The sequence below is a fragment of the Streptomyces sp. NPDC043867 genome, assembly GCF_056435845.1.
The window spans coordinates 32,399-45,434 of record NZ_JBWKDS010000015.1 but is presented as its reverse complement, the minus strand read 5'-3'; the positions used below and the strand labels follow the sequence as shown (position 1 = coordinate 45,434).

At 70.2% G+C, this 13,036-nt stretch carries 13 protein-coding genes and 1 pseudogene; all 14 read right to left on the bottom strand.

The features are described from left to right. Positions 1 to 48: 48 nt before the first annotated feature. The gene (locus AC069T_RS17070) at positions 49 to 1,299 is read right to left on the bottom strand and encodes a helix-turn-helix domain-containing protein (RefSeq protein ID WP_478783525.1); all 1,251 of its coding nucleotides are present in this window, start codon (positions 1,297 to 1,299) and stop codon (positions 49 to 51) included. A 147-nt stretch (positions 1,300 to 1,446) separates the two neighbouring features. Beyond that, a complete protein-coding gene (locus AC069T_RS17065) occupies positions 1,447 to 1,665 on the bottom strand; it encodes a hypothetical protein (protein ID WP_478783524.1) in 219 nt (72 codons plus the stop codon). Positions 1,666 to 1,869: 204 nt separating this feature from the next. Then, positions 1,870 to 2,553: a collagen-like domain-containing protein gene (locus AC069T_RS17060; RefSeq protein ID WP_478783523.1), complete on the bottom strand. Its 684-nt coding sequence runs from the start codon at positions 2,551 to 2,553 to the stop codon at positions 1,870 to 1,872. Continuing rightward, complete coding sequence (locus tag AC069T_RS17055) at positions 2,550 to 2,819, bottom strand: hypothetical protein (protein ID WP_478783522.1); 270 nt, start codon at positions 2,817 to 2,819, stop codon at positions 2,550 to 2,552. The genes AC069T_RS17060 and AC069T_RS17055 overlap by 4 nt, the downstream gene beginning before the upstream one ends. 13 nt (positions 2,820 to 2,832) lie before the next feature. Further along, a complete protein-coding gene (locus tag AC069T_RS17050; protein WP_478783521.1) occupies positions 2,833 to 3,048 on the bottom strand; it encodes a holin in 216 nt (71 codons plus the stop codon). Positions 3,049 to 3,218: 170 nt separating this feature from the next. Continuing rightward, positions 3,219 to 3,806 (bottom strand): annotated as a pseudogene (locus AC069T_RS17045) (N-acetylmuramoyl-L-alanine amidase); the annotation flags it as partial. Then, entirely contained in the window at positions 3,806 to 4,123 is a 318-nt protein-coding gene (locus AC069T_RS17040; protein WP_478783520.1) for a hypothetical protein, read from the bottom strand. The pseudogene AC069T_RS17045 and the gene AC069T_RS17040, both read right to left, overlap by 1 nt. Beyond that, positions 4,116 to 4,649: a hypothetical protein gene (locus AC069T_RS17035; RefSeq protein ID WP_478783519.1), complete on the bottom strand. Its 534-nt coding sequence runs from the start codon at positions 4,647 to 4,649 to the stop codon at positions 4,116 to 4,118. Before AC069T_RS17035 ends, AC069T_RS17040 begins: the two co-directional genes overlap by 8 nt. Positions 4,650 to 4,679: 30 nt before the next feature. After that, entirely contained in the window at positions 4,680 to 5,198 is a 519-nt protein-coding gene (locus AC069T_RS17030; RefSeq protein WP_478783518.1) for a hypothetical protein, read from the bottom strand. Between the two features lie 4 nt (positions 5,199 to 5,202). Further along, entirely contained in the window at positions 5,203 to 5,670 is a 468-nt protein-coding gene (locus AC069T_RS17025; protein ID WP_478783517.1) for a hypothetical protein, read from the bottom strand. An 8-nt stretch (positions 5,671 to 5,678) separates the two neighbouring features. Further along, positions 5,679 to 8,147 (bottom strand): LamG-like jellyroll fold domain-containing protein, encoded by a 2,469-nt coding sequence (locus tag AC069T_RS17020; RefSeq protein ID WP_478783516.1) that lies wholly within the window; start codon positions 8,145 to 8,147, stop codon positions 5,679 to 5,681. After that, positions 8,147 to 11,848, bottom strand: a complete 3,702-nt coding sequence (locus tag AC069T_RS17015; protein ID WP_478783515.1) for a hypothetical protein — start codon at positions 11,846 to 11,848, stop codon at positions 8,147 to 8,149. The genes AC069T_RS17020 and AC069T_RS17015 overlap by 1 nt, the downstream gene beginning before the upstream one ends. Before the next feature lie 88 nt (positions 11,849 to 11,936). After that, positions 11,937 to 12,506, bottom strand: coding sequence for a hypothetical protein (locus tag AC069T_RS17010; RefSeq protein WP_478783514.1), 570 nt, complete (start codon positions 12,504 to 12,506; stop codon positions 11,937 to 11,939). A gap of 10 nt (positions 12,507 to 12,516) precedes the next feature. Beyond that, on the bottom strand, positions 12,517 to 13,032 hold the full coding sequence (locus AC069T_RS17005) for a hypothetical protein (protein ID WP_478783513.1): 516 nt from the start codon (positions 13,030 to 13,032) through the stop codon (positions 12,517 to 12,519). Positions 13,033 to 13,036: the final 4 nt, after the last annotated feature.

Below are 13,036 nucleotides of genomic sequence, written 5' to 3'. Positions count from 1 at the left end.
CCGTAGGGGGATGCCGTCGGGAGTAGGGGCAGGAATCCTGCCCCTACGTCACGCGGCGAGCAACCCCAGCTTGACCGCCAGCTCCGACGCGCGGCGCCGCCGGTCCGGCTGCTTCGCCTCGGTCTCCTCAAGGACGATCCGCCGGGCGTACCCGTTGTACTGGATCGTCTCGGGGGCCGCCTCGTGAGCCTTGTCGAGCGTCGCCAGAGCGGTGTCCGGCTGTCCGTCCAGCTGGTACGCGCGGGCCTCCTCGATCCGGTGCCGGGCCCGGCGCGGGCGGGACTTGATGACGGCCTTGTCGGCCTTCGCGGCCTGCCGCACGGATTCCCCGCCCTGGTGGAGTTCGACGGCGACCGTGACCGCGTGGGCACCCATGATGGCCCGGCCGAACGAGGTCACGGGGTGGTAGTAGTCCGCAGGCAACTTCTTCGCCGTCTTCTCCGCCTTGTCCCACCACCCCCACGCCAGGCCGATGTCCCCGCGCCGCGCGGCCGTATATCCAGCTTCGAACTGAAGCGCGCCCGCGATGGCCCGGACATGAACGGCGGCATCCGGCAGGTGCGGTTCCAAGAAGCGCAGAGCCTCCAAGGTGACGGCGTCGGCCGCCTCGAAGTGGGCAGGCCCGGAGTCGCGATGCGCCTGCGCACTCAACCAGGCGGCGACGCCGATCGCGTGCGGGTCGGCGCTGTCCTGCGCTGCGACCATGCCGCGCTCGGCGACCCGCCACAGCAGCGCGCTATCGGGCTGGTAGGCGATGAAGAACTGGCTGAGGCTGTACACCTCGGAGAGGACGGCTTGCGCGGCCCGCCGCTCGGGGGCGGCGTCTGCCTGGCGGACCGCGAGTTGAGCGTCGCGGATCAGGGCTGGTAGCAGCTGGCCGATGACTTCACGGTGGTTTGGTGCCTCGTGACGTGCAGTCCACGCCCGGTCCAGGCTGAGCCGCAGGTGCTGCGTCGAGGGGGCTTCCCGGTCAGCCGTAAGGGAGAAGGCGTCGACGGCGGCCTTCACCTCTGCAAGGCGCGGGTGGCCGGGGCCGATGAACAAGTCCACGTGGGTGCTCTGGTCTCCTGTGAGGTCAGCGAGGTCACGGACCCGGAGCAACTCGGCGATGCGGAGGATCGTGGGTAGCTTGGGGGGCTGGATCACACCGTTTTCTACCTGCTTCACCCATGAGGGCGACTTACCGAGGAATCCGGCGAGGACGGGGCGGCTCATGCCGCGGCGCTGACGGTAGATCTGCATCCTCTGGCCGAATGCCAGCGGGTTGGCGTACGGGTCCGGGGTAGCATCAACTGGCACGGTCTCGCCCCAATCTCTGAACAGCTCGTCACTGTCAGGGTATGGGGCGAGACCATTCTCATGTGAGGGCTCTACCGAGAGCGGTGCGCGGCCCCGGACAGTCCCCGCTCCCCTGGAAGGAGAGCGGAAGCGCTTGTTGTCCGGGTGTCAGGGGCCGGGGTAGTCCGGGTCGTCCTCGGGGGCCGGCAGGTCGGTGTGTCCTTCGGACCAGTCGTTGACCCAGCCGCACACGCCGCAGGCGTACCTGCCGTTGAGGCCGCTCACCTGGGCGCCGCAGCCGCGGCAGTCGGTCGTCGTGATCTCCGCACCCGGCAAGGGCGCCGAACGGTCAGCCTGCACGATGTCCGGTGGCCCCTGCTGCGTCATGGGCCGAGAGTACCTGCGGGCTGGGCTGGTAGCCGGACTGCCATCCGCAGTTGCCGCAGGACCACCCGCCACCCGGGCCCTGCGCGGTCGACGCTCCGCAGTTGGGACAGTTCATGGATCGGTCCTCCCGTACCTGAGCCGGGCCTGGTTGCCCAGCCGAGCATGACGATATGGCCCCCACCGCCGCAGCGGTGGGGGCCATATTCACGGGTACTGCCTGCGCGACGGGTCCAGGCCTGCGGCGAGCGGCCCGGGCTGCTCGCTCGGCTCGGGATCGGGCGCGCCGTCCTTCCGGCACACCAGCGCGTCCGGGTCGTAGCTCGGCGTCTGGAGGCTGTAGCCGTCGGGGCAGGTCTGCCCGTCCCGGCCGTCCTTCCCGTCCTGGCCGGCAGGTCCTTGCGCGCCCTGCGGCCCTGCCGGGCCGGCGGGCCCGGCAGGGCCGGGTTCGCCCTGGGGCCCCGGTGGACCGGCCGCCCCGTCCTTGCCGGCCGCCCCGTTCTTGCCGGGGGTGCCGTCATCCCCCGGCTTGCCCACACCGGTCTTCCCGTCCTTCCCTGGTGTCCCGGACGGCCCCTCGGTTCCCGGCTCACCCTGCGGCCCGCGGGGCCCGGGGATCGGTACGGGGACACGCTGGCGGGCGGGCAGGTCCTCGACGGCGTTGCTCGGGTCGGGTGCCTTGGGTGTCTCGCCCGCGGCCTGGACCTGGGCGCGCAGCACGCGCACGTCTCCGGCCAGTGTGCTGACCGCTGCGCCTCGTTTGTCGGCCTCGTCGGCGAGCTCGCTGTACCAGGACCAGCCGATCACGGCCGCGCCGGACAGTGCGATAAGCCAGCACAGGACGGCGATCCAGCGCCAGTGACTGGCGAGTGCCCGCTCCGTACGGGTCACGGCGGATCGCCTCCCATCTCAACGATTCGGACGCGTAGCCGGGCAATCTCGACCTGGTCGGACACGCGCTGTTCGAGTAGTTCCGTGATCCGGGTATCCCGCGCAGCGAGTTCTCTGCGCAGCCCGTCGCGTTCTTCTTGGATCTGGTCGATGGTGCTGTTCAGGCGGGTGTTCGCGTTCTCCCCGCGCTTACCGAGGTACGCCACCACCGCTCCGGACAGCACGCCCAGCAGCGCGAGCACGCTGCCGAGGGTGGTGGCGTCCACGGACGGGGGCTCCCTACTTCAGGCGCGGGGTGTGCCGTGCCGACCAGCCGGACACGAAGGCGATCGCTGCGGGGACCAGGGCCAGGACGAACGGCGTCAGGGCGGCGGGCATCCAGCCGACGAGTTCGGTGTGGTCCTGTACGGCTTCCAGCGCGGCGAGCAGGCCGGCGCTGGCGACGTACGTGCCCGCAGTCGCCGCGGTGACCTTCTTCTCTACGGGTTCAGCCATGGTCTGCCTCACTTCTTGGGGAGCTTCAGGGTCTGGCCGGGGTCGATCGCGTCGGCGTCCGGCAGGGAGTTGAGGGCGGCGATCTCTCGCCACCGGGTGCCGCCGCCGAGCCGTGCGGCCGCGATGGACCAGAGGGTGTCCCCCTCGGCGACGGTGTACGTGACGGCCGGCCGGAGCCGGGCCGCGATCCGCTCGCGCATCGACGTCATGGTGAAGCCGCGCGGGTCGACCTTCCCCGGCTGCCACTCCAAGTGGCCAATGACGCTGCGCTCGGTCCAGCCGTGGTGCCGGGCGACCGCCGCGGCGACGCGCTCGATGGCGAGCAGCTGCTCCTCGGGCCACGGGTCTTCGCCGTCTCCGCGGTTCTCGCACTCGAACCCGTAGAAGTGCCGGTTGCCGTCGGTGTTCGCCTCGTTGTCGGCGGGCAGCGCGCGTTCGGCGATGACGGCCTGGAGGACGTTGTCGTCGCCCAGGCCCGCATGGTTCGTGCGACCGTAGCCAACGAGGTGGACAACGCCGTCCTTGGTGATGACGCCGTGGCACAGCGGGCCGGGCAGATCCGGGTGGCCAGTACGGCAGATCTCCACCGTGCGCTTACTGCCGGACGTCACGGTGTGGTGGATCATCACGCCGTGGACCGGGCCCCAGGGGCCCTTGTGGTTGCGGTTGTGGTCTTCCCAGTCGCCGACCTCGACGACGGTCACGCCTTCGGCGCGGAGCTTCGCCAGGAACGTGGCGGGCGTCATCGGCGGCGCCATCAGACGCGCTCCGGCCAGGCCCAGCAGCCCGCCCCGGTGCCCTCGGTCCGCGAGGTTGCCCAGTAGGTGTCGGTGCCGTCGAGCAGCACCTGCAGGTTGCAGGTCACGGTGCTCTCGTTCCAGACACGGACGATGACCGCGGGGAACACGTCGTCGGTCGCCGTGCGGTTGCCGACGTGGCCCATGAAGCCGGTCTGATTGTCGGCGCTGCTGTTCTCGTGGAAGTCCTTGCGGCGCCGGTTGATGTCCTTGGCGTCCTGCTCGGTGAGCTTGTAGTGAACGATCCGTCCTACGGACGGGATGGGCTGATCAGGCATGGTCGGGCTCCTCTACGGGCTGGATGCTGAGCTTGAATTCGGCGAGGGTGACCCGCCTCGAGGACGTCGCGTCGTGCGCGACGAGCAGGGCGAGCGGCACGTCCGGGCGGACGAACATCTCGTGCGTCTTGTGCCAGCACTGGATCCCCGGGCTCGGGGGCCGGTGCTCGGTGGCGGTCGAGTCGTAGCCGGTGTCCGTGAGGGCGAGCGGGTCGCGGACGTACCGGTCGCGGCACTCGCGGTAGTCGCCGGCCTCCCAGTAGATGAGGGAGGTGAGGGTGCCCCACCCGGCGACGGAGGGCCAGATCAGCCCGGAGCGGTCATCGCGCGACCAGCTGCTCACCGAATAGCCGTCGGGCTGCACGGGCTCATGCATGCACCAGGGGTCGTAGGACTCGGCCGTGTACGGGAAGCGGACGATGTGGTAATCGGCGTCGCTGGCGATGGACTGCGGGGTGTCGGTCTTCAGCGAGACGACACGGACACCGGTCACGGCGGCTCCAGGAATGACGAAAGCCCCGGCCATCAGGCGCGGGGCGGGCGGGTGCGGGCAGGGTCAGGACGCGGCTTCGTACCGCCCGGAGGCGTAGAGGATGTCGCCGGACGCCCACGTGAACGGCAGCACGCTGTCCCAGATGCCGGTCGAGTCGGCACGATCCGAGACGAGCGTCTTGATCACGCCTCCGCTGCCGGTGTTGTAGATGGCGCGGGCGCTGTAGTGCAGCGACGCGGAGTTGTCGAAGGCGTCCGCGCTGGCGATGCGGTACGTGAAGCCGGTTGCGGGGAGGGCGGGCAGTCCGAACATCCAGTTCTCGGACGCGCCGCCGCCGCCCGCAACCGTGGTGGATCCCCAGTTCAGTTGCAGCACCCAGTCGACGGTGCGGCCCACCTTCAGATACCGGCCGGTGATGGTGCCGTTGCCGAGCGTCGGGGCGGCGCCGCCCTCGGCGAGCCACGTCGGCGTCCACGTCGTCCAGGCGCCGAAGAAGGAGTTGAGCTGATCCCTGATCTCCGTGTTGAACATGGCGGCGGTGGCGATCTCACCGACGGCCCAGGTACGGGGGGCGAAGGTCATGGCGTCACCCCTGCAGGGTCGGGAGGTCGGCGCCCGGGCCGGCGTCGGCGGGGGCCGGTTCCTCGACGGGGCGGTCCGGGTTGGCGGGGTCGTCCGGGTGCCACCAGTTCCGCAGGTACGCCTGAGGAATCGCCATCAGGTCGGCCTCGATCGCCGCCCGTTCCTCGGCCGTGGGCAGGACCATGAGCACCCAGCCGTAGCCGCACTCCGTGCAGCCCCAGCGCGGATCGTTGGGGCTGATGACGGCGGCCGACCCGCACACGCAGTCCGCCAGCCACCGGTTCTGGTTGATGCGCGCGTACACGGGCGGCACGTCGGTCAGGGTGCCGGCCGGGAGCGGAACGCGGCGGCCCATGCGGTACTCGATCCACCGGTAGACCAGTTCCGCTCCGGGCACGTTCGCCCAGGCGTCCTTGGGCAGGGGGCGCGATGGCACGTAGTACGTCTCCGCGCAGACAACGGCGAGCGGCATGGGGCTCCTCAGTAGGCGAGTCGGGTGGTGGAGTCGAGGACGCCGTACACGGGGTCGTCGAGGATCCAGACGGAGTCGCGAGCGCTGGCACTGGTCCGGAACTGGATCAGGTGGGAGTTCTCTTTGATCAACTCGCTGTAGCCCTCGATCGTGACGCGGATCGTCGAGGACGGGGACTGCGCCGGAAGGTTGTAGATCGAGAAGTAGCCGCTGATGTCGGCGTCGAGGATGTCCAGGTAGCTGGACATCGAGTACGCCTCGATGGGCACTTCGCGGATCTCCAGCGGCGGGTCGGCGTACCGCGAGACCAGCCAGTTCAGCGCGTCCAGCACCGAGTTGTCGCTGGTCTTCAGCAGGCTGATGGCGCCGCCGGGCGGAGGGTACGGGCCGAAGGCGGCGATCGAGGCGGTGGCGTCGACCTTCTGTACGGCGCCGCCCGGGCGGGAGCCCTCGGCGGTGTTGATCAGGGTCTGGTCGTCGTCGGCCATGGAGAAGTCGCGGGTCTCCAGGTCCGCGTAGTTGATGGTGAAGACCTCGCTGGCCGGTGACGGGTTGTAGCGAACGTCGCGGGACTGGTAGGCGAGGCCGTACCAGTCCCGTTCGGCGAACAGCCGGCCGCTCTCGGTGGCCTCGATCTCCCGCATCAGTGCCAGGGCCTGGGATCCGCCGGCGCCTTGGCCGGCCACCGGGTCGTGGGTGCTGCCCCAGATCGTCACCGAGGACAGCCCGCCGTACCGGGCGATGCGCTCGATCCGGGCGTCTGCCGTTTCGCCGGCGAAGCCAGTCGTCGCCGCGTCGTAGTGGCTGGCTGAGATGGTGGCGCCGATGGAGCCGTCGCTGTGCATGAGCGCCAGGTGGGCGAGCTGCCCGTTGAACAGGCGGCCGCCGCGGTAGCCGCCGACGTGCAGGGTACGTATGCCGGTGGGCTGGGTGACCGATACCGCGACGGGGCCGGGCACGCCGTCGAGGTACAGCCGCCAGTTGGAGTAGCTGTCCAGGACGAGGTGGTGCCACTGGCCGTCGTTGACGACGCGCAGGCTGTTGTAGACCGTGAGCGTCCCGCCGGCCTCGGTGTGCTCCATCGTGAGCTCGCCCGCCGCGTTGACGGCCAGGACCAGCTGGTGGTCCAGGTTCGATTCGAAGATGCCGAGGATGGCCCGGCTGGCGGTGGTCGTCTTGATCCAGCACTCGATGGTGTGGGCGTAGGCGGTGGACGTCGCCTCGAACGTCGGCCCCAGGTCGGCGACCAGGTACTTGCCTGACGAGGCGCCGGCCGGTGTGAAGTTGACGGACGTGTCGCCGGTGACGGTGAGGCCCTCGCTGCCGAAGTCCAGCGTGCCGCCCGTGCCGACCTGCGTCTGGGTCAGTGGGCCGCAGCCCCGCCCGGCCAGGTCCCCGGCAGATGTCGACCCCGCGGGCTCGGTGAGCGGGTAGTACGCGGACAGGATGTCGGTGACCCCGGCGACGTCCTGGTGCAGGATCTCCTCGGCCAGGAAGGACTTCAGCGGGGCGTCCCTGTTGAGGAACTTGAAGAGGTCCGTGCACGTCACGGTCACCGTGGACACGAGGCCTTCCCAGTTGATCGGCCATTCGTTGACCACACCCCAGTACCGGGGCCGCAGTTCCGCGCCGACCCAGTCCCACTCGATGGTGTCGGTGGTGCCGCCGGTGCGCGTCGTTGGGAACTCCAGCGCGTGGCTCTGGCTGGTGACCCAGGCCGGGGTGGCCAGCGTGCGACGCACCACCCATTCGTAGCCGGTGCTGCTGGTCTCCCAGTAGACGGTGCCGCCCGATTCCCGCACACGCAGCCACGCGTGACTGACCGCGCTGTACGGCAGGTTCACGGTGCCGGCGTCGGCGAACCCGGTCTGCGACTGGGCGGCGATGACGCCGAGCAGCGCGTCGTACCGCCATCCGATCCGGGTGCCGGCCGTCGTCGAGGTGACCCACATCGAGGCCGCCACATTGCTGCTGCCGTTGACCGCGGGGACCTTGGCCAGCCGCGCCGTCACCTGGCTGCCGGCCAGGGTCCACTGGCGGGCGGACGTGAACGACGTGTCGACGCCCGGGGCGAGCGGGATCCGCAGCCGCCCGTTCGTCTCGGTGGCGCCGCCGACGTTCGTCGTCCAGGTCGCGGTGTTGATCCGGCCGTCGTCGAAGTCGTCGCCCAGCATCGCGAGCGGGTACGGCGCGCTGCCGCTGCGGGTGGGCATCGCGACGGCGCTGATCCGGATCGGCGAGTTGCGCCGCACGTACGGGTAGTACGGCGAGGCGCTGTTGCCCGGAGTCAGCCAGCCGTCCTGGTTTTCGAAGGTGAGCGTTGCCTGCCCGGGCTGGGTGTCGCTGCGTTCGTCGCTCGCCCCGCGGGTGATGCTCACCCCCCGCACCATGTTGACCCGGGTGCTGATGTCGGTCCAGGTGATGGAGCTGGGGTTCTGGATCGCTCCGCCCCAGCCCATCTCGACGAGCACCGGCATCAGCCCACCCCCAGATTGATGTTCACGCCCTGGTGTCGCTTGAGCCGGACGAGGACCTTCTGCAGTTCCAGGGCCACGGCCACCGGGTCCAGCGCGCCGTGCACGTCGATCTGGATCTGCACGAGCTGGCCGGCCGCGGTCACGGCGGCAGCGCGGCCGGGTGAGGCGAGGGACGGAACGCCGCGGCCGGCCATGCGTCCGGCCACCTGGTCCATGGCGCGGTCGATGTAGGGCAAACCCTTGAGTACGCCGACGCCCACACCGCGGACGGTGTTCACGCCGTCGGGGATCATCTTCGTGGCAGGCGAGTTGATTCCGAGCGCCTTGCGCAGGGCCTTCTGCATGCCCTTGGCCAGCTTGAGCATGAAGTCCTCGATGGCCTTCTGCTGGCTCTTCAGCCCGGACAGGAAGCCCTTCGCTGAGTTCTTGCCGCTGTCGTACAGGGCGTCGGCCCCGGACTTGCCCAGCTTCTCCGCCTCGCTGTTGACGGCGTACTGGGTGGTGTTGATCGCCTTGAAGACGGAGCTGTTCGCGCCGGCCAGGGCCGAGGCGTAGGCGTAGCCCTCCTCCGGCCCTGCCTCCAGGATCTCGCGCAGCATGGTCTTGTTGAGGCCGCGCTTCGCCAGGGTCTTGATGTAGCTGGCGAAGGTCTTCATCTTCACCAGCTTCGCCGCGAGGCGCTGCTGGATACCCGCGGCGGTGACCTCCTCCTGGTCCCCGCCGAACATGGCCGACAGGCTCGCCGACTTCTTCGCCCCGACCCTGCTGGACTCGGCGAAGTCGTTCGCCCGCTTGATCGTCGCGGCGATGGAATCCCGCTTCTTCGCGGCGTCCAGCAACTTGGCCGTGGTCTTGTTGACCATGGCCACGAGGCGGTTGTCCTTGCTGCCAGAGAACGCCTTCCAGATGTCGGCGGCCAGATCCTTGGCGGTCGCCTTGATCTTGTCGCGGGACCCGGTCATGCCCACGATCAGGCCCTTGCCGATGTCCTTGGCCAGGGCCGTGGTCTTCTTCGAGGGCGAGGCGATCTGCAGCTCCTCGCGGATGCCGGTCTCAACCGCGGCCGCCATCCGTCCGGCGGCCGTGCCGACGGCGGAGGTTGCCCCGCCCATGCCCGCGATCAGGCCCTGGCCGGCCAGACGTCCGGCCTCGGTGCTCGGCCGGATCATCGACATGGACCTGTTGTGGTCGAAGATCCGCTCGGTGCCGTCGAAGCTCATCAGCTCCGGGCCGTTCTCGCCGACCCACGCCACTTCGCCCGGCCGCGGCGAGCCACCGCCCGCGAACCCGTTCAGGTTCTTGTTGTTGCGCGCCACGGTCGCTTCGACGTTCAGCGTCTGGTGGACGGTCTTGATCGTCACCGTGCGGTTGCGGAGCCGGGCGATCGCCGCGGCGATGGCGCGCGCGGTGGCCGACGCCTGGTCGATCGCCCGCAGCGCGGTGGCCCGCTTCTGCCGCAGCGAGTCGACCTTGGCCTGCGCGGCCGCGACCTTCCGGTCCAGGTCGCCCTTCTCGGCGCCGACGGCCACCCGCCGCTTCTGCTTCAGCCGGTCCAGCTTGCCCTGCGCCGTGGTGATCTTCGAGTCGAGATCCTTGACGTCGCCTTTCAGCAGCGTCGTCTTGGACGGGATCTTCAGGATCTGGTCGGCGAGTTGCGCGGCCTGCCGCTTTGTCAGGCCCATGGCCTGGGCGTTGCGGATCAAGGACGCGCGGCCGCGCTCGTAGATCCCGCTGACCGTGCCCCACGAGGCGCCCGACTCCCGGGCGCTGGACGTGGCTTCGTCAGTTTTGGCGGCCAAATCGTTGAGCGCGGTGGCCGCGGTGCGGGCCTTCTCGCTGCTGAGGTTCAGCTCACCGTGCGACATGGACAGCGCGCCGGCGTTCTCGCGCGCGGCCTTGGCGGCGGCATCGAGGGACGCCTCAAAACCGATCATGCCGCCCAGGCCCTGGCGGTTCACATCGTTCAGCGCCACGATGCTCTGCCGCAGCCCGTCCGCGCTGGCCTTCTGCGCGGCGAGTGCGGCCTGCGTCTTCTGCGCCTGCGCGCCGAACAGGCCCTGGCTCGCGGCCGCCAGCTGCTGCTCGAACTTGGCGTCGGCCAAGGCCGACCGGTAGCTGTCGAGCTGGCTGGTGAACTGCTTGGTGTCGCGGCCGCCCTTGCCGTACTCCGCGGTGAGCCGCTTCAGGGCAGTCGCCGCCATGTCGGCGTCGCCGTTCTTGACCAGGTTGGCCAGGGCGTCGTCGACGGCGCCGATGTCCTCCTTGGCGTTCTTGACCGGGGTGGAGTCCCAGCCCGTCCAGCCGACGAGGAACTGCTGCACCTTGTCGGTGGTCGACGGATCGGTGAGGGAACGGACCCTGCCGTACAGGCCGTCGAGGTCGCTGCCGAAATGCTTCGAGGCCTCGCCGGTCACCTTGCCGGTGGTGCCGAGGCGGCGCAGCGACTCCGTCAACTTGTCGACGTCGGGCGGCGCGTGCTTGCTCCGCTCGCTGATTTCGGTGATGGCGAGCAGGGCCAGGCCGATACCGGTGCCTGCCATCGCGACGCGGGTCGTACGGCTGAGCGCCATGATGCCCGCGCGTACCGCGGCCAGCCGGCCGGGCGTGGCGGCCGCCGCGGTGTTCATCGCGACCAGCTGCACACCGAAAGCGGCGAGGGCCGTGCGGCCGGCCGCGAGACCGAGGGCCGCGGCCTTCGTCAACTTCAGGGCGATGGCCAGCTGCAGGAAGATCGAGATGGCGGACGGCGGCACCGCGGACACCAGGCGCGCCAGGACCTCGACGACCTGGAGGATGCCGACGCCGACACCACTGGATCCTTCGAGGACGTGCACCAGGGCGGCGGCGACGCTGCGCAGCACGGACGCGACGACCGGGCCCTGAGCGCGCGCCCAGTCCATGAACTCCCGGGCGTTACCGCCGACCTGGCCGCCGTCGCCTACACGCAGCAGGTGGACCAGCTCGTCGTTGACCTTGCGCAGGGTGCCAGTCGCGAAGGACGTGAACCGGCTGTTCAGGGCGTCCAGTCCGGGCGAGGCCATCTCGCCGCCGATGATCGTCATGAACCGGTCCGCCTCGGCCGACGTCCCCCGCACCAGCTGCTTCGTCCTCGGCAGCAGCGCGTTCGCGATCGAGACACCCTTGATGAAGGGGGCCATGGTGTCGCCGGCCAGGCTGTCCGAGTAGGACTTGTACTCGTCCTTCAGGACGCCGACCGCGGCCGCGGCCTGCCGGGTGGCGGGCGGCATGTCGGCGATCAGGCGCACGTACTCCGCCTGCGCGGTGACCGCCTCCTGCGACGTGGCCCCGCTCTTCGCGACCGCGTCCTGCCACGCCTTCTGCGCCTCGGAGGCCTCGCCGAGCTTGGCGATCTGCGGTCCCATCGCCGCGCCCATCACGCCGAGCGCCACAGCCACGGCGCCGGCGCCCGCGGCGATGGGCAGCAGGGACGCGGCCGCAGGGATCGCGGCCGGCGCCAGCAGCAGCGTGGCCTTCTTCAGCTCCCCCAGCGCCTTGCTGCCGGCGTCGCTGTCGCGCCGCATCCCCGCCATGGTCGTGGCGGTGGTGCGGCCCAGGCGGCGCAGTTCCCTGTCGGCCTCGATCGTGGCGATCGTCACCCGCCGCCCCATGCGGCGGGCGGCGTCCCCGACGTCGTCGAAAACGTCGCTCAGCTCGTCGCGGCCGGTGAGGACAAAGGTCATTGAGGGCACGCCTACTCGCCCCCTTCAGCAGAAAGTTGCGCCTGGTGGATGTCCATCCAGGCGACGAGGCCGTAGAAGTCGTCGACTCTCAGGTCGTCGACGAGGTGGGGGGTGATGTGGAGGAGGTGGGCGAAGAGGCCGAGGTACTGGCCTCGGGCAAGCTCGATGTCGGGCTCGGGTTCGGGTCCCCGCTGTCCGCCGTCGCCTCCTGCTCTGGCGGCGCGGCAGGCGGCTCCTCGTCTTTTGGGGAGTCCGCGGCCATCTCGGCGATGAGCGCCGCAGCGTGCTCGGGGTCGGCGGCCGCGGACGGCATCTCGCGCAGAGCGTGAGCGATGTCCGCCCGCGTCACCTCCGACTCGCCACCGATCGACGCGAACGCTGCCTGCACGTACTCGGTGACCTCCCGCTTGTCCATGCGGGTGACCATCTCGTCGATGCCCGGGTCGAAGTCACCGAACCGCAGCGACGGCTGGCCGCGCTTCTTCAGGACCCAGACGACACCACGCATCGCGTCGAGGTCCTCGTTGCCGAGGCCGGCCTGGATCTCCATCCACTTCATGTCGATGGTGCGCTGGACGATCGAGGCCTCGGAGACGCGCAGGGTCCGGGCGTCGTAGTGCTCGGGCTCGCCACCCTCGGGGGTGTAGACGATGATCAAGGTGGTGCTCCTACTCCAGGCGGCGTCGGACGTCGTCGACGACGCGCTCGACCTCGCGGGTGATGCGCGGCTGGTGCTCGCGCACGGTCTTGTTCCAGAAGTCGCGGGTCGCGGTCTGCGTGGCCCAGCGCTTCTTGTTGCCGAACACGGGATGGCGCAGGCGGCCCAGGTCGTTCATCTGGTTCACCGCGCTGATGGGGATGTCCGCAGGCAGCAGCGACTTGTCCAGCCAGACCCGGGCCCCGGGCGCCCCGGTGGTGCGGACGCTGATCCGGATGGCCTGGGCGATGCTTTCCCGGAACGGGCGGGTAGTCGGCGAGGGCCCGCCCCGCTTCCCGGCGCCCCGCCCGGTGGATGCGAGCGGCTGTCGGCGGATCGCGTCCTGCAGGTCCCCGCGCAGGGGTTCGGCGGCGCGCCGGATGCGGCGCAGGTAGGACTGGCGGATGTTCTCGTGACCGGCCCGGCGCAGCTTGGCCGCCAGCTCGAGGAGCTGGCCGGTGCCGGTCACACGGATCTGCGCGACCACCGCG